General features: G+C 69.4%; 22 protein-coding genes. 13 read left to right on the forward strand and 9 right to left on the reverse strand.

Going from position 1 to position 19,581, the window contains the following annotated elements:
* Nucleotides 1-109 precede the first annotated feature (109 nt).
* Together AC2EBS_RS01685 and AC2EBS_RS01690 are read left to right on the forward strand one after the other, a co-directional pair.
* Entirely contained in the window at nucleotides 110-2,044 is a 1,935-nt protein-coding gene (locus AC2EBS_RS01685; RefSeq protein ID WP_484726646.1) for a DUF294 nucleotidyltransferase-like domain-containing protein, read from the forward strand.
* Nucleotides 2,041-2,703 carry a 3'-5' exonuclease gene (locus tag AC2EBS_RS01690; protein ID WP_484726647.1) on the forward strand — a complete coding sequence of 221 codons (663 nt, stop codon included), beginning with the start codon at nucleotides 2,041-2,043 and terminating at the stop codon, nucleotides 2,701-2,703. The genes AC2EBS_RS01685 and AC2EBS_RS01690 overlap by 4 nt, the downstream gene beginning before the upstream one ends.
* A gap of 11 nt (nucleotides 2,704-2,714) precedes the next feature.
* On the opposite strand, the gene AC2EBS_RS01695 is transcribed toward AC2EBS_RS01690, so the two are convergent.
* Nucleotides 2,715-3,650 (reverse strand): alpha/beta fold hydrolase, encoded by a 936-nt coding sequence (locus AC2EBS_RS01695; RefSeq protein WP_484726648.1) that lies wholly within the window; start codon nucleotides 3,648-3,650, stop codon nucleotides 2,715-2,717.
* A gap of 81 nt (nucleotides 3,651-3,731) precedes the next feature.
* Between AC2EBS_RS01695 and AC2EBS_RS01700 the strand changes: the two genes are divergently transcribed.
* A complete protein-coding gene (locus AC2EBS_RS01700; RefSeq protein ID WP_484726649.1) occupies nucleotides 3,732-4,229 on the forward strand; it encodes a GNAT family N-acetyltransferase in 498 nt (165 codons plus the stop codon).
* A gap of 4 nt (nucleotides 4,230-4,233) precedes the next feature.
* Here the strand turns inward: AC2EBS_RS01700 and arsC are convergent, their stop codons facing one another.
* Nucleotides 4,234-4,602, reverse strand: a complete 369-nt coding sequence (arsC, locus tag AC2EBS_RS01705; RefSeq protein WP_484726650.1) for an arsenate reductase (glutaredoxin) — start codon at nucleotides 4,600-4,602, stop codon at nucleotides 4,234-4,236.
* A 133-nt stretch (nucleotides 4,603-4,735) separates the two neighbouring features.
* Here arsC and AC2EBS_RS01710 point away from each other — a divergent pair, with 133 nt between their 5' ends.
* Nucleotides 4,736-6,481: an acetate--CoA ligase gene (locus AC2EBS_RS01710; RefSeq protein ID WP_484726651.1), complete on the forward strand. Its 1,746-nt coding sequence runs from the start codon at nucleotides 4,736-4,738 to the stop codon at nucleotides 6,479-6,481.
* Between the two features lie 15 nt (nucleotides 6,482-6,496).
* Here the strand turns inward: AC2EBS_RS01710 and AC2EBS_RS01715 are convergent, their stop codons facing one another.
* Genes AC2EBS_RS01715 through AC2EBS_RS01730 form a run of 4 tightly spaced genes read right to left on the reverse strand, consistent with a single transcriptional unit; the run spans nucleotide 6,497 to nucleotide 8,740 of the window.
* Nucleotides 6,497-7,279, reverse strand: coding sequence for a hypothetical protein (locus AC2EBS_RS01715; RefSeq protein ID WP_484726652.1), 783 nt, complete (start codon nucleotides 7,277-7,279; stop codon nucleotides 6,497-6,499).
* Nucleotides 7,280-7,330: 51 nt separating this feature from the next.
* Nucleotides 7,331-7,942, reverse strand: a complete 612-nt coding sequence (locus tag AC2EBS_RS01720; RefSeq protein WP_484726653.1) for a hypothetical protein — start codon at nucleotides 7,940-7,942, stop codon at nucleotides 7,331-7,333.
* Nucleotides 7,943-7,952: 10 nt separating this feature from the next.
* Nucleotides 7,953-8,180, reverse strand: coding sequence for a helix-turn-helix domain-containing protein (locus AC2EBS_RS01725; RefSeq protein ID WP_484726654.1), 228 nt, complete (start codon nucleotides 8,178-8,180; stop codon nucleotides 7,953-7,955).
* On the reverse strand, nucleotides 8,180-8,740 hold the full coding sequence (locus AC2EBS_RS01730) for a DUF2975 domain-containing protein (RefSeq protein ID WP_484726655.1): 561 nt from the start codon (nucleotides 8,738-8,740) through the stop codon (nucleotides 8,180-8,182). Before AC2EBS_RS01730 ends, AC2EBS_RS01725 begins: the two co-directional genes overlap by 1 nt.
* A 206-nt stretch (nucleotides 8,741-8,946) precedes the next feature.
* Here AC2EBS_RS01730 and AC2EBS_RS01735 point away from each other — a divergent pair, with 206 nt between their 5' ends.
* A complete protein-coding gene (locus AC2EBS_RS01735; RefSeq protein WP_484726656.1) occupies nucleotides 8,947-10,089 on the forward strand; it encodes a GGDEF domain-containing protein in 1,143 nt (380 codons plus the stop codon).
* A gap of 64 nt (nucleotides 10,090-10,153) precedes the next feature.
* The gene (locus AC2EBS_RS01740) at nucleotides 10,154-10,795 is read left to right on the forward strand and encodes a class I SAM-dependent methyltransferase (protein ID WP_484726657.1); all 642 of its coding nucleotides are present in this window, start codon (nucleotides 10,154-10,156) and stop codon (nucleotides 10,793-10,795) included.
* 112 nt (nucleotides 10,796-10,907) lie between these two features.
* Here AC2EBS_RS01740 and AC2EBS_RS01745 read toward each other — a convergent pair whose 3' ends face one another.
* Both AC2EBS_RS01745 and AC2EBS_RS01750 read right to left on the reverse strand, forming a co-directional pair.
* Nucleotides 10,908-11,552 (reverse strand): peptidoglycan L,D-endopeptidase MepK, encoded by a 645-nt coding sequence (locus tag AC2EBS_RS01745; RefSeq protein WP_484726658.1) that lies wholly within the window; start codon nucleotides 11,550-11,552, stop codon nucleotides 10,908-10,910.
* 37 nt (nucleotides 11,553-11,589) lie between these two features.
* Nucleotides 11,590-13,170: a L,D-transpeptidase family protein gene (locus AC2EBS_RS01750; RefSeq protein WP_484726659.1), complete on the reverse strand. Its 1,581-nt coding sequence runs from the start codon at nucleotides 13,168-13,170 to the stop codon at nucleotides 11,590-11,592.
* 106 nt (nucleotides 13,171-13,276) lie between these two features.
* On the opposite strand from AC2EBS_RS01750, the gene AC2EBS_RS01755 reads away from it, so the two are divergent.
* The 7 genes from AC2EBS_RS01755 to AC2EBS_RS01785 all read left to right on the forward strand — a co-directional run bounded on the left by AC2EBS_RS01755 (nucleotide 13,277) and on the right by AC2EBS_RS01785 (nucleotide 18,567).
* Nucleotides 13,277-14,344: an aldo/keto reductase gene (locus AC2EBS_RS01755; RefSeq protein ID WP_484726660.1), complete on the forward strand. Its 1,068-nt coding sequence runs from the start codon at nucleotides 13,277-13,279 to the stop codon at nucleotides 14,342-14,344.
* A 171-nt stretch (nucleotides 14,345-14,515) separates the two neighbouring features.
* Nucleotides 14,516-15,544 (forward strand): glycerophosphodiester phosphodiesterase family protein, encoded by a 1,029-nt coding sequence (locus AC2EBS_RS01760; protein WP_484726661.1) that lies wholly within the window; start codon nucleotides 14,516-14,518, stop codon nucleotides 15,542-15,544.
* A 39-nt stretch (nucleotides 15,545-15,583) separates the two neighbouring features.
* Nucleotides 15,584-16,141, forward strand: coding sequence for an aminoacyl-tRNA deacylase (locus AC2EBS_RS01765; RefSeq protein WP_484726662.1), 558 nt, complete (start codon nucleotides 15,584-15,586; stop codon nucleotides 16,139-16,141).
* A 6-nt stretch (nucleotides 16,142-16,147) separates the two neighbouring features.
* On the forward strand, nucleotides 16,148-16,885 hold the full coding sequence (plsY, locus tag AC2EBS_RS01770; protein WP_484726663.1) for a glycerol-3-phosphate 1-O-acyltransferase PlsY: 738 nt from the start codon (nucleotides 16,148-16,150) through the stop codon (nucleotides 16,883-16,885).
* Nucleotides 16,882-17,241, forward strand: a complete 360-nt coding sequence (locus AC2EBS_RS01775) for a RidA family protein (RefSeq protein WP_484726664.1) — start codon at nucleotides 16,882-16,884, stop codon at nucleotides 17,239-17,241. Before plsY ends, AC2EBS_RS01775 begins: the two co-directional genes overlap by 4 nt.
* Before the next feature lie 137 nt (nucleotides 17,242-17,378).
* On the forward strand, nucleotides 17,379-18,164 hold the full coding sequence (locus tag AC2EBS_RS01780; RefSeq protein ID WP_484726665.1) for an oxygen-binding di-iron domain-containing protein: 786 nt from the start codon (nucleotides 17,379-17,381) through the stop codon (nucleotides 18,162-18,164).
* 34 nt (nucleotides 18,165-18,198) lie between these two features.
* On the forward strand, nucleotides 18,199-18,567 hold the full coding sequence (locus AC2EBS_RS01785; protein WP_484726666.1) for a glutaredoxin family protein: 369 nt from the start codon (nucleotides 18,199-18,201) through the stop codon (nucleotides 18,565-18,567).
* A gap of 23 nt (nucleotides 18,568-18,590) precedes the next feature.
* Here AC2EBS_RS01785 and AC2EBS_RS01790 read toward each other — a convergent pair whose 3' ends face one another.
* The gene (locus AC2EBS_RS01790) at nucleotides 18,591-19,568 is read right to left on the reverse strand and encodes a Bug family tripartite tricarboxylate transporter substrate binding protein (RefSeq protein ID WP_484726667.1); all 978 of its coding nucleotides are present in this window, start codon (nucleotides 19,566-19,568) and stop codon (nucleotides 18,591-18,593) included.
* Nucleotides 19,569-19,581 lie beyond the last annotated feature (13 nt).

Here is a 19,581-nt window from a genome sequence, read left to right on the forward strand (position 1 = left end):
GCGCCCTGAGGCTTAGCGCCTGAAGCACGAGGGCCCCGCAGTTCGCTGCGGGGCCCTTTTCATTTTCGTCAACCCGAGGCAGCGCAGGCCGCCTCATCATCGACGCATCATGAGCAGCAGCATCAGCCCCAGCAACGCCGGCGCGGCCGGCACGCCCTCGCACAGCCTGATCACGCAGCTGGCGGCCGAGATGCGCCGCCACACGCCATTCGCGCAGATGCAGGCCGAGCATGTCGAGCACTTCGTGCGCCATGCCAGCCAGGCCTACTTCGCACCGGGCGAGCAGATGCTCGCGCCCGAGCAGGGGCCGGTGCAGCATCTGTATTTCGTCCGCCAGGGCGCAGTCAGTGCGCAGCGCGGCATTGCCGAGGCCGCTGGCGGCTTTCACTATGAGCCGGGCGAGTTCTTTCCGGTCGGCGCCGTGTTGGGCGCCCGTGCCGTGACCGCCACCTACACCTCGCAGGCCGACACCTTCTGCCTGCTGCTGCCGGCCGAGCAGGTGCACGCGCTGGCCAAGCTCAGCGGACCGTTTGCCGACTTTCTGAACCGGCGCGTCGCCCAGTTCCTGGCGCTGTCGCGCCGCGCGCTGCAGGTGGCCTATTCCTCGCAGACCCTGTCCGAGCAGTCGATGGAGACGCCGCTGGGCCAGCTGGCGCGCCGCACGCCGGCCAGCGTGATGCCCGACACGCCGCTGCAGCAGGCGCTCGAGATGATGCACCGCAGGCACATCGGCTCGGTGCTGGTGTGCGACGCCGCCGGCGCGGCGCTGGGCATCCTGACGCGTCACGACATCCTCTCGCGCATCACGCTGCCGCAGCTGCCGCTGACGACGCCGATCGCCGCAGTGATGAGTCAGCCGGTGCAGTGCCTCAGCGTGGCCGATACCGCGCAGGACGCGGCGCTGCTGATGTCGCGTCATGGCGTGCGCCATGTGCCGGTCACCGAGGATGGCCGCGTGGTCAGCATCGTTTCCGAGCGCGACCTGTTCGCGATGCAGCGCCTCTCGCTCAAGCAGGTCAGCACGGCGATACGCGCGGCGCCCGACGTGGACACGCTGCGCGTCGTCGCGCAGGACATCCGCCGCTTCGCGCGCAATCTGCTGGCGCAGGGCGTGGCGGCGCGACAGCTCACCGAGCTGATCTCGCACCTCAACGACGTGCTCACCCAGCGTCTGCTGCAGCTCAAAGCCGAGCAGCATGGGCTGGACGAGCGCCAGGCCTGCTGGCTGGCCTTCGGCTCCGAGGGCCGCGGTGAGCAGACCATCGCCACCGACCAGGACAACGGCCTGGCCTTCGTCAGCGACGATCCCGAACGTGACCGGCCGCGCTGGCTGGCCTTCGCACGCGAGGTCAACGAGGCGCTGGACGCCTGCGGCTATCCGCTGTGCAAGGGCGGCGTGATGGCCTCCAACCCCGGCTGCTGCCTGACGGTGCAGGAGTGGATGGAAGCCTTCTCCGACTGGATGGAGCACGGCGCACCCGAAGACCTGCTCAAGGCCAGCATCTATTTCGATTTCCGTCCGATCTGGGGCGAGGCGTCACTGGTGAAGCCCCTGCGCGAGCTGATCGGCGGCGAGGCCGCCCGGCTGCCGCGCTTCATGCGCCAGATGAGCGAGAACGCGCTGCGCAGCCGGCCGCCGCTGAACTGGCTGGGCGCGGTCGAAGGCGAGCGCGTCGACGGCGAGGAGGGCGTCGACCTGAAGCTGCACGGCACGGCGATCTTCGTCGACTCGGCACGCATACTCGCGCTGGCCAAGGGCGTCGCGACGACCAACACGCGCGAGCGTTTCGAGCAGGTCGGCCGTGCGCTCGAGCTTGCTCCCGCCGAAAGCGAAGGCTGGATCGGTGCCTTCGAGTTCCTGCAGATGCTGCGCCTGCGCGTGCAGATGGAAGAGGATGCAGGAGGCAGTGCCGCCGCGCGCAGCGAGCGACCCAACTGGATCGCGCTGGCGCGGCTCAACGACATCGACCGCCGCGTGCTCAAGGAGAGCTTCCGCGTCGCACGCCGCCTGCAGCAGCGCCTTGAACTGGACTGGTTGAGATGAGTTGGCTTGACTCGCTCAAGCGTGTCTTCGGCGGCGCGGCGTCCGAGGAGCCGCGCCGCTGGGTGGTGCTGGACGTGGAGACCAGCGGCCTGGACCTGGAGCGCGACCGGCTGCTGGCCATCGCCGCGCTGGCGGTGGACATGGCTGCGACACCGCCGCGCATCCTGCTCGGCGACAGCTTCGAGATCCTGCTGCGTCAGGACGAGCAGGGGCTGGAGCTCAACGAGGACACCCGCTTCAACATCCTGCTGCACGGCATCGGCCTCGGGGCGCAGCGCGGCGGCGTGGAGCCGGTGCTGGCGCTGCAGGCCTTCGAGCAATGGGTGGGCGACGCGCCGCTGATCGCCTTTCACGCCGCCTTCGACGAGGGGATGATCCAGCGCGAGATGGCCCGGCTGCTCGGCCGGCGGCTGAAGAACCCGTGGCTGGATCTGGAGCCGGTGGCTGCGCTGACGCATCCGCAGGCCGGCTGCCGCTCGCTGGACGACTGGATGGCGCACTTCGACATCCGCTGCGCGCAGCGCCACCAGGCTGCTGCCGACACCATGGCCACCGCCGAGCTGCTGCTGCGCCTGTGGCCGGCGCTGCAGGCCCGGCGCGAGACGCGCTTTGCCGAGCTGCGCCGCATGGCCGCGCAGCGCAAGTGGCTGCAGGCCTGAAGCCCGGGGCCTCAGGCGAGGAAGTCCTCCAGCGCAGCGGCCAGTGCCTCGGGCTGGTCGTGGTGCAGCATATGGCCGGCGTTCTCCAGCGTCACGCGCTGCAGGCGGGGCACCACGGCCAGGCGCGACTCGAAGTCCTCGCGCGTGTAGCTGCCCTTCCACCAGGCCTGCATATCGGTCTGCCGGCCTTCCACCCACAGCGTGGGCGCCTGGATCGCTGCCCAGCAGGCCACGACCTCGGCGCGGCGGTACAGCACCGGGTTGACGCGCTTGTGCGCCGGGTCGCCCAGGATCTGCCACTGGCGGCTGCCGTCGGCGCCCTCGACCTCGCGCGACCACATCGGCGCCAGCCAGGCCGCCTTGTCGGCGCTGAGCCGCGGATTGGTCTTCATCAGTCGCTGGGCCACCGCGTCCAGGCTGGCATAGGGCTTGAGCTGCTGCGGCGTCTTCAGCTCGTCCAGCCACTCGCGCAAGCGCTTGGGCGCCTTCTCCGGATGGCTGTCGGGCAGGCCGAAGCCCTCCAGATTGATCAGGCGGCGGATGCGCTCGGGCCGTGCGCTGGCGTAGTTCATCACCACATTGCCGCCCATGCTGTGGCCCAGCAGGTCCACCGGCGCGCCCGGGCTCACCGCGTCGAGCAGCGCGTCGAGGTCGCCCAGGTAATCGTGGAACCAGTAGGCATCGGCGCCGCTGCTGTCGCTCAGGCCGAAGCCGCGCCAGTCCATCGCCAGTACCGCGCGCTCCTCGCGCAGCGCATCGACGACGAACTGGAACGAGGCGCCCACGTCCATCCAGCCGTGCAGCATCACCAGCAGCGGGCGCTCGGGCGTGACGTGCGCGGCATCGCCCCAGCTCAGCACATGGTGGCGCAGCCCGCGCAGAGTCAGGAAGCGGCTGCGATGCGGCTTGCGCGGGATGTAGCTGGGCGCGATTTCATGGGTGCTCATGCCCGTCACTGTAGTGCTGACGCCGCAGTCCCGCTGTTGCCCCGGTGACAGGTCTTGCCACATGGCGGGCAGAATGCATGCATGAGGACTGCCAACTATTCCCTGCGCCCGGCCGAGCCGCGCGATGTGCCGGCGATCGCCGGCCTGATCGCCGAGCTGGCCGAATTCGAGAACCTCAGCCACATGCTGGACGTCACGCCGGAGAAGCTGCATCCGCATCTCTTCGGCCCCAAGCCGGTCGTCGAGGCCCTGGTCGGCGAGTGCGCCGGTCCCGAAGGCCCCGAGCTCGTCGCCTTCGCGCTGTTCTTCACCAACTTCTCCACCTTCCTGTGCAAGCCCGGCCTGTACCTGGAAGACCTCTATGTGCGGCCTGCGCACCGGCGCAGCGGCCTGGGCAAGCAACTGCTCAGCCGCCTGGCAGAGATGGCGGTCGAGCGCGGCTGCGGCCGCTTCGAATGGACCGTGCTCGACTGGAACGAGGACGCGATCCGCTTCTACGAGAACATGGGCGCCAGCGTGCTGCCCGAATGGCGCATCTGCCGGCTCACCGGCGATGCGCTGGCACGCTACAAGGCCTGAGCCTTCAGAGCAGCTGCAGCAGCAACTCTGGCGGTCGCGCGATCAGCGCGCGACCCTTGTGCACGACGACGGGCCGCTGCAGCAGCACCGGATGGTCGGCGATGGCCTGCAGCAGCTCTTGGTCGCTCAGGGCCGGGTCGGCCAGGCCCAGCTCGCGGTAGGCATCCTCGCCGCTGCGCAGCATCTCGCGCACCGGCAGGCCCAGCAGGCCTTGCAGCTGCTGCAGCTGCGCCAGGCTGGGCGGGGTCTTCAGGTACTCGATCACCTCGGGCTGCAGGCCTTGCGCTTGCTGCAGCAGGGCCAGGGCCTCGCGCGACTTGGAGCAGCGCGGGTTGTGGAAGATCAGAAGGTCAGCGTCGTAAGCCTGTGTCATCCGCGCAGTGTAGGCTGGGGTAAGCCATAGCTCCGGAGGGGGAAGCGCTGGCTACCCTGTCGGGCTTCGGCTTCCCGCCGTCGCAACCCAGGGCCACAACAACGAGGCAAGCCGAGGAGCTTGGGACAGATCGATGGACAAGACCAGGAACAGGACCGGCCGAGCACCGTCGGTCGGTGCGCAGCCTGACCGTTATGCGCAGATCCATGCGGCCTTCCGCTGGCAGGTGCCGGCGGACTTCAATATCGCCGAGGCCTGCTGCGGCCGCTGGGCGCGCGAGACGCCCGACGCGATCGCGATCCACTTCGAGAACGATGGCGGCTGCCGTGCCCACTACAGCTACGGCCAGCTGCAGCGTGCCGCCAACCGGCTGGCCAATGTGCTGCAACGCCAGGGCGTGCGGCGCGGCGACCGCGTAGCCATCGTCGTGCCGCAACGTTTCGAGACCGCGGTGGCCCATGTGGCGATCCACCAGCTCGGCGCGGTGGCAATGCCGCTGTCGATGCTCTTCGGCCCGGAGGCGCTGGAGTACCGACTGCAGGACAGTGCCGCGGTGCTGGCCATCGTCGAGGCCGGGGGCCTGGATGCGATGCGCAGCGTGCGCGCCAGCTGTCCGGCGCTGCGCACGCTGATCGTCGTCGGCGGCCAGGCGCAGCAGCAGGATGGCGAACTGGAGTGGATGGCTGCGCTGCAGGCCGAGGACGCGCGTTTCACGCCGGTGGGCACGCGCGCCGACGACCCGGCGGTGCTGATCTACACCAGCGGCACCACCGGTGCGCCCAAAGGGGCGCTGATTCCGCAGCGCGCGCTGATCGGCAATCTCAGCGGCTTCGTTGCCAGCCAGAACTGGTTCGGCTTCGACCCCTTCGACGCCAGCCGCAAGAGCGAGGCCGTGCTGTGGAGCCCGGCCGACTGGGCCTGGACCGGCGGGCTGATGGACGCACTGCTGCCCACGCTGTACTTCGGCCGGCCCATCGTCGCCTACCAGGGACGCTTCGGTCCCGAGAAGGCCTTCGAGCTGATGCAGAGCTATGGCGTCACGCACACCTTCCTCTTCCCGACCGCGCTGAAGGCGATGATGAAGGCGGTGCCGCATCCCCGCCAGCGCTATCCGCAGCTGAAGCTGCAGGCCATCATGAGCGCCGGCGAGTCGGTGGGCGACGCGGTGTTCGCCTACTGCGAGAAGGAGCTGGGCATCGTCGTCAACGAGATGTTCGGCCAGACCGAGATCAACTACGTGGTCGGCAACTGCAGCCGGCTGTGGCCGGCACGGCCGGGCAGCATGGGCCGCGGTTATCCGGGCCACCGCGTGGCGGTGATCGACGACGAGGGCAGGCTCTGCCCGCCCGGCGTGGCCGGCGATGTGGCGGTGCACCGGCGCGACGTGCACGGCGAGCTCGACCCGGTGTTCTTCCTTGGCTACTGGGGCCGCGAGGACGCGACGCGCGCCAAGTTCACCGGCGACCCGCTGGACAGCTGGTGCCGCACCGGGGACATGGCGATCCAGGACGCCGATGGCTACCTCTGGTACCAGGGCCGCAGCGACGATGTCTTCAAGGCCGCCGGCTACCGCATCGGCCCCGGCGAGATCGAGAACTGCCTGGTCAAGCACGAGGCGGTGGCCAATGCGGCGGCGGTACCCAAGCCCGACGCCGAGCGCGGCGCGGTGGTCAAGGCCTATGTGGTGCTGGCGCCGGGATTCAGCGGCTCGAACGCGCTGATCGAGCAGTTGCAGGCCCATGTCAAGGGCCAGCTCGCGCCCTACGAGTACCCCAAGGAGATCGAGTTCATCGATGCCCTGCCGATGACCACTACTGGCAAGGTGCAGCGCCGCGTGCTGCGCCTGCAGGAAGAGGAGCGGGCGCGGCAGCGCGCCTGACGGCAGTCCGGCCGATCAGGCCGGCCGCGCCACCCGCACGCTGAGCCGTGCATCCGCCGGCGCTAGCAGCCGCGCTGCGTCGGGCCAGGGCTCCTGGCCGGTGAGCGTGGTGCACTGGCCGCCGGGCATGCCGGGTGCCGCATCGGGGTCGCGGTCCAGCGGGTCGGGCTGCAGCCCCAGGCCCACCAGGCGCTGGCTCGACGGTTCGCGCCATTCCAGTTCCCACTGTGGCTGCGCGCTGCAGATCCGCACGCCTTCCACCTGCGGGAACAGCCAGCGCAGGTACCAGGGCAGCAGCTCGGCGCGCAGCGTGCGCGACACATTGACGATGCGGCGCACCGTCGCCATGTCGAGCTGCTCGGGCTGCGTCGTCAGCTGCAGGTGGCCGCGCAGTTCGGCGCTGCCTTTGGGCAGGTTGCTGGCCAGGTCGGCGCCCTTGGCTTCAGCCTCGGGCAGCACCGGCAGCTCGAAACGTCCCTTGGCGTTGCGCGGCACGTTCAGCGTGCGCTCCTCGCTGAGCACCGCCAGCCGCGGTTCGTGTGCCGAGGTCTTGCCAGTCTCCTTGCCGCGCAGCTCGAAATCGATGCGCACCAGCCCCTGGCCATGCTGCTGCAGGCCGGCCAGCAGCTTGTTGATGCGCGCATAGGGCAGGATGGCCGGGTCCTTCACCAGCGCAACGCTCACCTCGCCCAACTGGGCCACGCTGGCCGCGGCGGCAGGTGCTTGCGGCGCGGTGGCAAAGGCGGCGCCGGCCATCAGTAGCGTGGCGCAGGCGGCCAGGGTTCTGTTGCCAGTCATCGTGAGTCCTCCTTCCGGGTCGCCAGGGTTGGCGTAGTGGTTTCTTTCGCATCAGCGCCGGCATTTGCCGCGTGCTTCTGCCGCCAGCCAGAAGGGCAGGCTCAGCAGGCCCATGCCGCTGCCGGCGAATTCGCCCTTCAGACAGTCGCCGTCGGCTGCCTGCGCCATCTGCTGACTCAGTCGCTGTTGTGCATTGAGCCGGCCGGGATCGTCGCTGGCCATGGCGGCGCGCTCGGACAGCAGCGGCTCGCGCGTGGCCATGCGCACCGCCCGCCGCGTGGCTTCGCTGTCGAGCAGGGAGGGCTGCGTCGGCGGTGCCGGGTCCGGCGTGCTGGCCGCCTGGGCTGCGGAAAGCGCGGACCTCGCAGGGGCGGCCGGCTCGCTCGTCGTGATCGCTGCGGCCGCTGCCGTCGCCGGCGCGGCCTGTTCGGCTGGCGCGACGGCCGAGCGGGGCGCCAAGGCCGGCCTGCTGGTCTGCAAGGGCGGGCCTGCCGTGTGGCTGGCCCGCGGCGGCAGCAGGATCAGCACGCCCGCCTGAGCCTGTGCAGTCTGCGCGGGCGGGTGCTGGCGCAGTCCGGCCAGCAGGCCCAGCAGCGCCAGGCCATGGAGCAGGGTGGCCAGCAGCAGGCTGCCCGCTTGAATCGGTCGACGCTGCAGGTCCATGCGCACGGCCTCAGGTGTCCCGCTCGTCCTCGGGGCCTGGCTGGTAGGCCAGCAGCTCGCCGGGTTGGCAGTCCAGCGCCGCGCAGATCGCCGCCAGCGTCTCGAAGCGCACGCCGCGCACCTTGCCGGACTTCAGCAGCGACAGATTGGCCTCGGTGATGCCGATCCTCTCAGCCAGCTCGCGCGACCGCATCTTGCGTCGCGCCAGCATCAGGTCCAAGGTGACGACGATGGGCATCAGACAAATTCCGCGTTTTCTTCGGCCATGCGCACTGCCTCGGCCATCACCGTGGCCACGGCCAGCAGCATCAGGCCCAGCAGCAGGGCCAGCAGGTCCTGCAAGCCCAGACCGAAGTGCAGCATGCGCTGGCCCGGCGGGTTGCCCAGCGTGAGCGCCAGCACCGCCAGCGTCTTGGACAGCGGCAGTGCCGGTGCCAGCGCGGTCAGGGCCAGCGCGGCGCGGCGCAGATGGGTGATGCTCTGCGCGCACCAGATGTCGCCCCGCGCATAGCGGCCGAACAGGGCCCAGACCTGATGCAATGCCAGGCCGAGCAGCAGCGCGGGCGCCAGGCTGGCCAGCAGCCCGAGCAGCCGGGCCTGAGCGTCCAGTCGCAGCGGCGACGTCTCGGCAATGCCCCAGTGGCGGTGCACCACGTCGGCCACCAGCTCGGGCTGGCCCCACATCAGCAGCGGGGCAGTGATGCACAGCGCCATGCCGAGCAGGCACAAGGCGCGCACCCAGCGTGCGAGTGTGCGCACGCGCTGCAGGCTGGTCCGAGGAAGCGGTGTGGGGCTCATGGCGGTTTTTTTGTCTTATCAACAAAGATTATCGTAAAACAATAAGTCAATTGAGGCAACCCGCGTCGCGCTGCGATGCCGCGTCACAGCAAGGCCCTGCGGCGTCCGAGCCCGGGCTGAAGTGCCGATACAGTCGGGGCCGGGGACAGGACCAGGGTGAGCTGCCGCAGGACAGCGCGGCGCGACCGGCGAGGACGACAGACACGATGCACAGTGACCTGCAAGCGGAGAACCTGGCGCTGCGACGCCAGCTCGATACCCTGCTGCGCGAGGCGCGCGCCAACGAGGAGAAGATGCTGCGCTTCGAGCAGCTCGAGCACCGCCTGATCGGCGCGCGCTCGGTGGCCGAGCTGCTGCGTCTGCTGCTGGGCGAGTACAAGCTGGCTTTCGGCATCGAGGCGGTCACGCTGACCCTGCTGGACCCCGAGCATGAGGTGCGCCGCATCCTCGAGGCCGAGCTGCGCGACAGCTCGCCGCAGCTGCTGGAGGGCCTGCACCTCAGCCAGACCTCTTATGCGCTGCAGCTGCTGTACGGCGACACGCCCCAGCCTTGGCTGGGTGCCTACGCCGAGGGCCCGCATGCGGCGCTGTTCGGCGGCCAAGGCCGCGGCCTGGCCTCGGTGGCCCTGCTGCCGCTGACGCGTCATGGCGAGCTGATCGGCAGCCTGCACTTCGGCAGCATGCGCCGCGATCGCTACGACAGCGATGCCGGCACACGCTTCCTCGAGCGCCTGGCCGGTATCGTCGCCGTCTGCCTGGAAAGCGCGCTGAACCAGGAGCGCCTCAAGCTCGCGGGCCTGACCGACGTGCTCACAGGCGTGCACAACCGGCGTTATTTCGAGCATCGCTGCGCGGTGGAGATCAGCCAGGCGCGGCGCTACCGCCATCCGCTGGCCTGCATGTTCCTGGACATCGATCGCTTCAAGCAGATCAACGACCGCTTCGGCCACCAGACCGGCGACGAGGTGCTGCGTACCGTGGGCGAGGCGATCAGCAGCCAGCTGCGTGCCGGCGACACCATCGCGCGCTACGGTGGCGAGGAGTTCGTCGTGCTGCTGCCGCGGGCGCCAGGCTTCTTCGCGCGCGAGGTGGCTGAGCGCATCCGCGCCAGCATCGCCGAGCGACGCCTGCTGGCTGGTGGCGAGGATGCCGGCGTCACGATCTCCATCGGCCTGGCCATGCTGGGCGACGCGCCGGCAGGGCGGGCGGCGCCGGAGCTGGCCGAGCAGCTGGTCGCCGCGGCCGACAAGGCGCTCTATGCGGCCAAGCACGGCGGCCGCAACCAGGTGGTTTGCGACGCACCCGATGCGCCGGCTTGGGCGCAGCGCGAAACCGAGACGCGCTTCTGAGCTGCACGACAGGCCGCTGGCGGCGAGAATCGTGGTCGCCGTCATCGCAGCAGGAGCCGTCCTCGTGAACGCCAGACAACAGCCCGATCCGCGCAAGAGCCACTGGGAACAGGTCTACCAGACCAAGGCGGCCGATTCGGTCAGCTGGTTCCAGGCCCATGCCGAGCAGTCGCTGGCGCTGATCCGCGGCATCGCCGCGGGCCGTCAGGGCCTGCAGCTGATCGACGTCGGCGCCGGCGCGTCCACGCTGGTGGACGATCTGCTCGCTGCGCCTGAAGGCTTCGGCCTGTCAGTGCTGGACATCTCGCGCACCGCGCTGGAGCTGGCGGCCGCACGCTTGGACAAGGCCGCCGGCCGCGTCGAATGGATCGAGGGCGACATCACGCAAGTGGCGCTGCCCGAGCGCCGCTGGGACATCTGGCACGACCGCGCGGTGTTCCATTTCCTCACCGAGGCGGCGCAGCGCGCGGCCTATGTCGAACGCGTGCGCCGCGCGGTGCGGCCGGGCGGCCATGTGATCGTCGCCGCCTTCGCGCCGGACGGTCCGGAGCAGTGCAGCGGACTGCCGGTGATGCGCTATGCGCCGGGCGAGCTGCATGCGCAGTTCGGCGGCCGGTTCGAACTGATCGAGCACCTGAGCGAATCGCACCGCACGCCGTCAGGGGCGATCCAGCACTTCGTCTACTGCCACTGCCTGCTGCACTGAGTCAGGACCGAGCCGAGCCGGGACCGGGACGGTCACGGCCTTCGCCAGGCACGAACAGTCCTCAGGACTGTCCGTGTCCGGGCTCAGTCCTCAGGACTGTCTGTGCCCGGGCTCAGCCCTGCCAGCTGCGCACCGCGCCGGTGTCCACGTGGACGAAGCCGTCCCTGGGGTAGTAGCCCACGCCGCCGGCGCGCAGCGACAGCGCGGCCAGGCGCAGCGCCGCCAGCGGCACGCCGGGCAGGCGGATGTCCATGGCGCGGCCCTGCATGTGCAGGCTGTTCTTCGCCACGCCGCCCGAACGGCTGCTGCGGAGATTGGCATTCGTGACCGGGCTGCGGTAGGCCGAGATCACCTCGAAGGCGCCGCGGCCGGTCAGCTGCGCACCGACGCGTGCGCGCAGCGCGTGCAGCAGATCGAAGAGCTGCGGGTCCATGCGGCCGACCTCGCCGCTGTAGTGATCGCGCAGGAAATGGTTGAGCCGCTCCATCGCGACCGTGTCGAACTCGTTGCCCGCGGCATAGACGAGCTCGATGCGCTCGCCGGTATGCGTGTGCACGAAGGCCAGCGAACGCTCGACGTTTCCCGAGGCCGCCGTGGCGTCAGGTTTGATCGAGGCCTGCGCCGGCCGCACCCCAGTGGCGCCGACCACGCCGGCTACCGCCGTCAGCTCCAGGCTGCGGCGCAGAAAACCGCGGCGGCAGTGGCTGCCAGTGTGCCTGGTCAGGGCGCCGGGATCGTCGTGCTTGCGGTCGTTCATGCGGGTACTGCTGGCAGGAAGACGTCGGGGGAGAAGCTCAGCGTGCGCGCTGTTGCTGCAGCAGCGCCTCGTCAAGCCGGCGGTCATGACCGTAGAGGTCCGGGTAGAAGTGTAGCCGGCCCTGCTTGACCAGTGCGGTGCCATAGGCGATCAGCACCGGGATGGGCTCGGCCAGCTTCAAGACCTGCATGCGGCCGCTGTCCATTGCCGCCTGCACGCGCGCCTCGGTCCATTCGGGCATGTTCTTCAGCACGAACATCGCCAGGCGCAGCGGCTGCTCCACGCGTATGCAGCCATGGCTGAAATCGCGCCGGCTGCGCGAGAACAGCGTCACCGCCGGCGTGTGGTGCAGATAGATGTTGTCGCGGTTGGGAAAGACGAACTTGATGCCGCCCAGCGCATTCTTCGCGCCAGGGCGCTGGCGGATGCGCGCGCGGCCGGCCAGCACCTCGGCCAGCGCTTCGGCCGAAACCTCGGTGGAGATGCGGCCGTCGGCGCGGACGAACTCCATCTCCTCGCGCGTCAGGTAGCCCGGGTCGCGGCGCAGCGTCGGCACGGTCTCCTTGCGCGCGATCGACGGCGGCACGTTCCAGAACGGACTGAACTCGATGAAGCGCATCGCCTCGTCGAACACCGGCGTCTGCGTGTCCATGGCCTTGCCGACGATGACCTTCATCGTCTCGCGCACGACGATGCTGCCGTTCCTGTCCTGTTCGTAGGCGCGCAACGTGAACTCGGGGATGTTGATCGTCACCATGCGAGGCGCCTGCATCAGCGGCGTCCAGCGCAGCCGCTCCAGGTTCAGCTCCACCTGGCGGGCGCGCTGGGCTGGTGTGACCTCCAGCGCTGCGACGGTGGCGCGACCGATCACGCCATCAGCCTCCAGGCCATGGCGCTGCTGAAAGCGCGTCAGCGCGGCGACGAGCTCGCCGTCATAGCGTGTGGGCGGCGCTGCCTGCGCGGCCAGGTCGCCCATCGCCTGCAGGCGCTGCGCCAGCTGCTGAACGCCGGCCCAGTCCTGCCCTGGCTCCAGCTTGGCTGGCGCGCGCGACTTGGGCGAACGGGGCAGCGGCGGCAGCGGCTGCTCCCAGCCGGGCGCATGCTCGCCGAGCGCGCGCAACTGGGCCAGCGCGCTGCGCAGCTGCTCATAGAGCGGCAGCTGCGGCGCAGCCGCGCGCACCGCGTCGGGCAGGCGCTGCGCCGCCAGCGCCTCGCGCAGCCGTGCAGCGGCGTCGAAGGCTGGCTCGCCGCGATGCGCGGGTGGTTCGAAGTCCTGGCCCAGGCGGCGCGGGTCCACGCGGCCCTGGTGCAGCTCGCGCAGATAGCGCTGCAGCGCACCGTCCAGCGCGGCGGCCAGCGCCGGGCCATGGGTGGGCTGCTGCTCGGCCAGGTGCAGCGCCTGCTGCAGCGTGGCCAGGCCGTAGTCCTGCGGCTCCAGGCCATGGCTGGCCGCTTCCGCCAGCAGGCTCAGGGCTTGCCGGGCCTGGGCGCTGGGGCGGCCATCGGCGTTCAGCCAGGCGCTGCTGGCGGGTGGCGCCGCGCTGCGGGCCTTGGAGGCGAGCAAGAGCTGAAGCGGCAGTCCGAGCGCGGCGCGTCGTGTCCAGGGTGCGAAAGGCATGCTGCATTGTCGGCGCCACGCAGGCAGGGCTGCAGCGCTTGCTGCACACTTGCGCCCGAAATGCGCCCTGGGCGCTGCTGCACATTGGAATAAGGAGTCCACTCGAATGATTGAAGAGAAGACCAAGCTGGGCCGCTCGGCGCTGAGCGTGAGCCGCATCTGCCTGGGCACGATGACCTTCGGCGAGCAGGTGGACGAGGCGACCAGCCATGCCATCCTCGACCACGCGGTGGCGCGCGGCGTCGACTTCATCGACACCGCCGAGATGTACCCGGTGCCGGCACGCGCCGAGACCTATTCGCTGACCGAGCAGATCATCGGTCGCTGGCTGGCCGCGCGGCCCGGCATGCGCGAGAAGATCGTGCTGGCCACCAAGGTGGCCGGCCCGGCGCGTGGCTACAACTGGATCCGCGACGGCAGCGCCGATCTGCGCGCGGCCGACATCGTCAAGGCCTGCGAGGACAGCCTGGCGCGCCTGCAGACCGAGGTGATCGACCTCTACCAGATCCACTGGCCCAACCGCGCGGTGCCGATGTTCGGCGGCGTCTACTTCGACCCGACCAAGGAGGCCGCCGGCATCGCGACGATCCATGAACAGCTCGAGGCGATGCAGCAGCTGGTGAAGGCCGGCAAGGTGCGTCATATCGGCGTGTCCAACGAGACACCCTATGGCGTCGGTGAGTTCGTGCGCCTGGCCGAGCAGCATGGCCTGCCGCGCATCGTCTCGGTGCAGAACCCGTATTCGCTGGTCAACCGCGTGGTGGACAACGGCCTGGACGAATCGCTGCACCGCCATGGCGTCAGCCTGCTGGCCTATTCGCCGCTGGGCTTCGGCACGCTGACCGGCAAGTACGACGAGCGCGGCCTGGACGATCCCGCCAAGCCCGGCCGCATGGCGATCTTCGACAGCATGAAGAAGCAGCGCTGGGGTCGCCCGGCCACGCTGCAAGCGGCCCGGCGCTACAACGCGCTGGCACTCGAGCATGGCCTGACGCCGACGCGCATGGCCCTGGCCTGGTGCTACACGCGCTGGGTGACCGCCTCCACCATCATCGGCGTGACCAGCCTCGCGCAGCTCGACGAGAACATCGACGCCTGGGGCACGACGTTCGCGCCCGAGCTGCTCGCCGAGATCGACAAGATCCGCTGGGAGATCCGCGACCCGGGGCAGTGAAGCGCGGCGCAGGTGGGACGACGGCGCTGTCACGCCACCGTCATCGGCCGATAACGAAAGAGTGAACTAATTCACGGCGGCAGTCATCGCGTTGGGTCGGGATTTACCCGGCCGGCGCGGCCTGGTCTTGCCGCTCGCCCACTTCACTTGCACTTACGTTCGGAGCCCGCCGTGAATTTCGTCAAGCTCTGCGCCCGCCTTGCCGCGGTCGCTGCCATCGTCGCCCCCAGCCTTGCTGTCGCCGGTCCGCTGGTCGACAAGCCTATCGTCATCGCCCATCGTGGAGCGAGTGGCTACCTGCCCGAGTCCACGATGGCCTCGTACAAGCTGGCAGTGGGCATGGGCGCTGACTTCATCGAGCCGGACCTGTTCATGACTGCCGATGGCAAGCTGGTTGCGCGTCATGACCGCAACCTGAAGAACACCACCAGCGCTACGGTCGACACCAATATCGATGGCTTGAGCCTGGCGCAGGTTCTTGCCCTGAAAGCCACGTCGCGCGGTGACGAGGTCGGCACGGCCGGCTACTCCAGGGTCGGCAATGGCTACTACGGCAGCAGCGACAGCTTCGCCATCGCCACCTTCGGCGATGTGCTGGACTACGCCTACAGCCTTTACCTGGCTGATGGCACCATCGTTGGCGTCTATCCGGAAATCAAGACGATTACCGGCAACAGTGCCTACAACCTGGCCATGGCCGCGGCCATGCTCTCGCAGCTGCGCGACCCCAAGTACCAGGGCTTCTTCAATGGTGACCACAACAACGTCTTTCTGCAGTCCTTCGACGAGACGGTGGTGCGCTACCTGAGCGACAGCGCCAACAATGTGGACGACCTTCCGGTGGCCTACCTGATCACCAACTGCCAGACCGCCGGCGCCAATGCGGCCGCGATCAAGCAGATCGCCGACGGCGTGGGCACCAGCATCGCCAACATGACGCAGCAGTGCGTGGATCAACTGCATGCCGCCGGCCTGCTGGTGCATGCCTACACGCTGACCACCGATACGCTGATGGCCTCTTCAGGCAAGAGCTACGAAACCATCCTCGGCTGGGGCGTCGACGGCATCTTCAGCAACTACCCGGACCTGGCCCGTGCCGCCGTCGATGCGATGTACCCGGTGCCGGAGCCGGCCAGCCTCGCGCTGGTCGCGCTGGGGCTGGCTGGGGTCGGCGTCTCGACCCGCCGCCGCGGACGCTGAGCGACCAGGGGCCGGGCGCGCTGAGCGAAAATCCCGGCCATGTCCAAGAAGAGCAAAGAGGGCGCCGGCGCGCATGTCAGCGAGACGCCGGCCACGCAGTTCCTGCGCCGCCACAAGATCGGCTTCACCGAGCATGTCTACGACTACGTGGACCATGGCGGCACTGCCGAGAGCTCGCGCCAGCTGGGCGTGCCCGAGCATGAGGTGGTCAAGACCCTGGTGATGCAGGACGAGAAGGCCCAGCCACTGATCGTGCTGATGCATGGCGACTGCCAGGTGAGCACCAAGGAGCTGGCGCGGCAGATCCCCTGCAAGAAGGTCGAGCCCTGCAAGCCCGAGGTGGCGCAGCGGCACAGCGGCTATCTGGTCGGCGGCACCAGCCCCTTCGGCACGCGCAAGGCCATGCCGGTGTATGTGGAGGCGAGCATCCTCGATCTGCAGCGCATCTGCATCAACGGCGGCCGGCGCGGCTATCTGGTCGGCATCGCGCCGTCGGTGCTGACCGAGCTGCTGCAGGCCAGGCCGGTGCATTGCGCGCTGGGCAGTAGTGGCGGCGGCAGCGCCGGCGGGGCGGCGGCCGAGGCCGGTGCAGAATAGTGCCCCATGCAAAACACCCCGCTTTTCCCAATGCTGGCTGCCGTGGCCGGCTATCTGATCGGCTCGCTGTCCTTCGCGGTCATCATCAGCAAGATGATGGGTCTGTCCGACCCGCGCAGTTATGGCTCGGGCAATCCCGGCGCCACCAATGTGCTGCGCTCGGGCAACAAGAAGGCCGCCATCCTCACGCTGGTGTTCGATGCGCTGAAGGGCTATCTGCCGGTGCTGGCCGTCGTGCTGTGGGGCGCGCCGCTGGGCCTGGGCGAGGGCACGGCGTCGCTGGTGGGTCTGGGCGCCTTCCTCGGCCATCTGTGGCCGGTGTTCTTCAAGTTCGAAGGCGGCAAGGGCGTGGCCACCGCGGCTGGCGTGCTGCTGGCGCTGAACCCGCTGCTCGGCGCCGCGACGCTGGCCACCTGGCTGATCGTCGCCTACTTCACGCGTTACTCTTCGCTGGCGGCCATCGTCGCGGCGGTGTTCGCACCCTTCTACCAGATGCTGATCTGGGGCGGCGGGCCGATCACGCTGGCGGCCGGCCTGATGGGCCTGCTGCTGATCTGGCGCCACGAGGCCAATATCCGCAAGCTGCTCGCCGGCACCGAGAGCAAGATCGGCCAGAAGTCCGGCGCCGCCGCCGGAGCGACGCCGCCCGCGGGCAGCAGCAAGAAGCATCCGCATGGCGTGGGCCCCAAGCAGCCCGGCCACTCGCACCACCATTCCAAACCCAAAGGCAAGAACAGCAAATGACGACCACCAGTTCCATCCAGCGCTTCGACGTCGGCGCACGCATGTCCGAGATGGCCGTGCACAACGGCACGGTCTATCTGGCTGGACAGATCGCCGAGGACGGCAGCCAGGACATCAAGGGCCAGACCCGCCAGGTGCTCGCCGCCATCGACACGCTGCTGGCCCGCGCCGGCAGTGACAAGAGCAAGATCCTGCGCGCGCAGATCTTCATCAAGGACCTGGCCGACTTCGCCGCGATGAACGAAGTCTGGGAAGCCTGGGTCGTGCCCGGCCACACGCCGCCGCGCGCCACCGTCAAGGCCGACCTGGCCAAGCCGGAGTGGAAGATCGAGATCGTCGTCACGGCGGCGGTCTGATCCTCTGAGCCCGCACACAGCAGCTGAAAGGCTGCTGTGGCTGGCTGGCCGAGCCGTCGAGGCTTGACTGGGCTCAAGCCCGCGTCAGCGCCGGCCTCCTAGACTGCCCGCTCACTCACAGGGAGCGGGAGTTGCCCATGTCGATCGAGCTGTTCCGTCAGGGACACCATCTGTGCCTGATGTTCAGCGACCTGCACGACGCCGAGGGCGGCGAGGCGGTGCAGAGCAACCAGTTCCTCATCGTGCACGGCGGCTCGGGGGCCATCCTCGATCCGGGCGGCAACCTGGCCTACAACGAGCTATACCTGGGCCTGAGCCAGCATCTGGCGCCGCACAAGCTCGCGGCCATCCTGGCCTCGCATGCGGACCCGGACATCATCGCCTCGCTGGACCGCTGGATGACCACCACCAGCGACGCCAAGGTCTACATCTCCAGAGTCTGGGAACGCTTCGTTCCGCACTTCTGCAAGCCCGGCAAGACCGTGGGCCGCATCGTCGGCTTGCCCGATGCCGGCGCGCGCCTGCGCCTGGGCGAGGGCGGCGACGCCTTCGAGCTCTGGGCGCTGCCGGCGCACTTCATGCACGCCGAAGGCAATTTCCAGTTCTACGACCCGGTGTCGAAGATCCTCTTCTCTGGCGACCTCGGCGCCTCGCTGGGCGTGGGCCTGGACCCGGCCAGGCCGGTGACGTGGCTGCGCGAGCACCTGCCGCGCATGGAAGCCTTCCATCGCCGCTACATGGTCAGCAACAAGGTGCTGCGCCTGTGGGCGGCGATGGTGCGCGAGCTGGACATCGCGATGATCGTGCCGCAGCACGGCGCGCCGATGGCCGGCGAGGCGGTGAAGGAATTCATAGCCTGGGTCGAGGGCCTGGCCTGCGGCATCGACCTGATGGGGCCGACGGACTATCGCGTACCTGCCTGAGCCGCCCGGCGCGGCTGGCTAAGATGGCGCCGCCATGAAGCCATCGCTGCTCGCTCGCAAGGATCTCTGGGTGCTGCTCGCCCTGGTGGCGGGCTTCTATGCGCTGACGAAATGGGCCGGCGGTCGCCAGGCCGAGGATCAGGCCGAGCAGCTGCGCGCGCTGGCGCGGCCCGGCGACATCCTGATGATCTCGTCGGAGACCTGCGTGTTCTGCAAGCGCGCCCATGCCTGGCTGACCGAGCAGCAGGTGCCCTTCCGCGAATGCCTGGTCGAGCGCGACGGGGCCTGCATGGCCGAGTACCAGGCGCGCGGCGCCGGCGGCACGCCGACCTTCGTCGTGCGCAACCACACCGTGCTGGGCTTCGACCGCCCGCGCATCGTCGAGATCCTGCGCGGGCGCTGAAGCGATTGCTTAGCGAAGGCGGCTCACTCGAGCTCGATCTTCGCGCGGCGGATCACCTCGCCCCAGCGCTTGATCTCGCTGGCCAGCAGCGCCTGCGCTTCGGCCGGCGTGCTGGCCTGGTAGCGCATGCCGGCCTTCTCCAGCTTGGCCTGCACGGCCCGCGAGGCCAGCGCCTCGCGGATCGCGCGGTTCAGCCGCTCGACGACCGGGCCGGGCGTGCCGGCCGGCACCGCGATGGCGTTCCATGACGCGACCTTGTAGTTGGCCACGCCGGCCTGCTGCGCGGTGGGCACATCGGGCAGCGCGGCATTGCGGCGCTCGGCGCTGACCGCCAGCGCGCGCACCGTGCCGGCGCTGGTCTGGCCCAGCATCGGGCCGACGATCTCGGTGGCCATGTCGACTTCGCCGGCGATCAGCGCGGTCAGCAGCGCGGGCGAGTTCTTGTAGGGCACGACCAGCAGGTCCACGCCGGCCTCGGTCTCGAAGAGCTTGGCGGCCAGATGCTGCGTGCTGCCCACTGCGATCGTGCCTATGGTCAGCTTGCCCGGATTGGCCTTGGCCGCATCGAGCAACTGCTTCAGGTTCGCGTAGCGCGACTTGGCCGAGGTGAACACGCCGAGGTCGAAGAAGCCCAGCGTCGATACCGGCTGCAGGTCCTTGAGCGTGTCGTAGGGCAGCTTCTTGAACAGGTTCACGCTGACCGCATTGCCGTTGCTGAGCAGCAGCAGCGTGTGGCCGTCGGGCTTGGCGCTGGCCACCGCCTGCGTGGCGACGATGCTGCCGGCGCTGGGCTTGTTCTCCACCACCACCGGCTGGCCCAGGGTCTTGGCCATAGACTCGGCCACCGCGCGCGCGGTGACGTCGGCGATGCCGCCAGGTCCGAAGGGCACGACCAGCGAGATCGCGCGCTCGGGATAGGTGGGCTGCGCCTGCAGTCCAGTGGTGCCGAGGGACAGCAGGGCGAGGGTGGCCAGGGTGCGGCACAGGTGGCGCATCAGCATCAATGAAGCTCCT

Source organism: Roseateles sp. T103, assembly GCF_057219915.1.

Excerpts from the sequence above, each read along its gene's own strand:
- AC2EBS_RS01685 (WP_484726646.1), top strand. The coding sequence starts at position 110 with ATGAGCAGCAGCATCAGCCCCAGCAACGCCGGCGCGGCCGGCACGCCC.
- AC2EBS_RS01690 (WP_484726647.1), top strand. The coding sequence starts at position 2,041 with ATGAGTTGGCTTGACTCGCTCAAGCGTGTCTTCGGCGGCGCGGCGTCC.
- AC2EBS_RS01695 (WP_484726648.1), bottom strand. The coding sequence starts at position 3,650 with ATGAGCACCCATGAAATCGCGCCCAGCTACATCCCGCGCAAGCCGCAT.
- AC2EBS_RS01700 (WP_484726649.1), top strand. The coding sequence starts at position 3,732 with ATGAGGACTGCCAACTATTCCCTGCGCCCGGCCGAGCCGCGCGATGTG.
- arsC (WP_484726650.1), bottom strand. The coding sequence starts at position 4,602 with ATGACACAGGCTTACGACGCTGACCTTCTGATCTTCCACAACCCGCGC.
- AC2EBS_RS01710 (WP_484726651.1), top strand. The coding sequence starts at position 4,736 with ATGGACAAGACCAGGAACAGGACCGGCCGAGCACCGTCGGTCGGTGCG.
- AC2EBS_RS01715 (WP_484726652.1), bottom strand. The coding sequence starts at position 7,279 with ATGACTGGCAACAGAACCCTGGCCGCCTGCGCCACGCTACTGATGGCC.
- AC2EBS_RS01720 (WP_484726653.1), bottom strand. The coding sequence starts at position 7,942 with ATGGACCTGCAGCGTCGACCGATTCAAGCGGGCAGCCTGCTGCTGGCC.
- AC2EBS_RS01725 (WP_484726654.1), bottom strand. The coding sequence starts at position 8,180 with ATGCCCATCGTCGTCACCTTGGACCTGATGCTGGCGCGACGCAAGATG.
- AC2EBS_RS01730 (WP_484726655.1), bottom strand. The coding sequence starts at position 8,740 with ATGAGCCCCACACCGCTTCCTCGGACCAGCCTGCAGCGCGTGCGCACA.
- AC2EBS_RS01735 (WP_484726656.1), top strand. The coding sequence starts at position 8,947 with ATGCACAGTGACCTGCAAGCGGAGAACCTGGCGCTGCGACGCCAGCTC.
- AC2EBS_RS01745 (WP_484726658.1), bottom strand. The coding sequence starts at position 11,552 with ATGAACGACCGCAAGCACGACGATCCCGGCGCCCTGACCAGGCACACT.
- AC2EBS_RS01750 (WP_484726659.1), bottom strand. The coding sequence starts at position 13,170 with ATGCCTTTCGCACCCTGGACACGACGCGCCGCGCTCGGACTGCCGCTT.
- AC2EBS_RS01755 (WP_484726660.1), top strand. The coding sequence starts at position 13,277 with ATGATTGAAGAGAAGACCAAGCTGGGCCGCTCGGCGCTGAGCGTGAGC.
- AC2EBS_RS01765 (WP_484726662.1), top strand. The coding sequence starts at position 15,584 with ATGTCCAAGAAGAGCAAAGAGGGCGCCGGCGCGCATGTCAGCGAGACG.
- plsY (WP_484726663.1), top strand. The coding sequence starts at position 16,148 with ATGCAAAACACCCCGCTTTTCCCAATGCTGGCTGCCGTGGCCGGCTAT.
- AC2EBS_RS01775 (WP_484726664.1), top strand. The coding sequence starts at position 16,882 with ATGACGACCACCAGTTCCATCCAGCGCTTCGACGTCGGCGCACGCATG.
- AC2EBS_RS01780 (WP_484726665.1), top strand. The coding sequence starts at position 17,379 with ATGTCGATCGAGCTGTTCCGTCAGGGACACCATCTGTGCCTGATGTTC.
- AC2EBS_RS01785 (WP_484726666.1), top strand. The coding sequence starts at position 18,199 with ATGAAGCCATCGCTGCTCGCTCGCAAGGATCTCTGGGTGCTGCTCGCC.
- AC2EBS_RS01790 (WP_484726667.1), bottom strand. The coding sequence starts at position 19,568 with ATGCTGATGCGCCACCTGTGCCGCACCCTGGCCACCCTCGCCCTGCTG.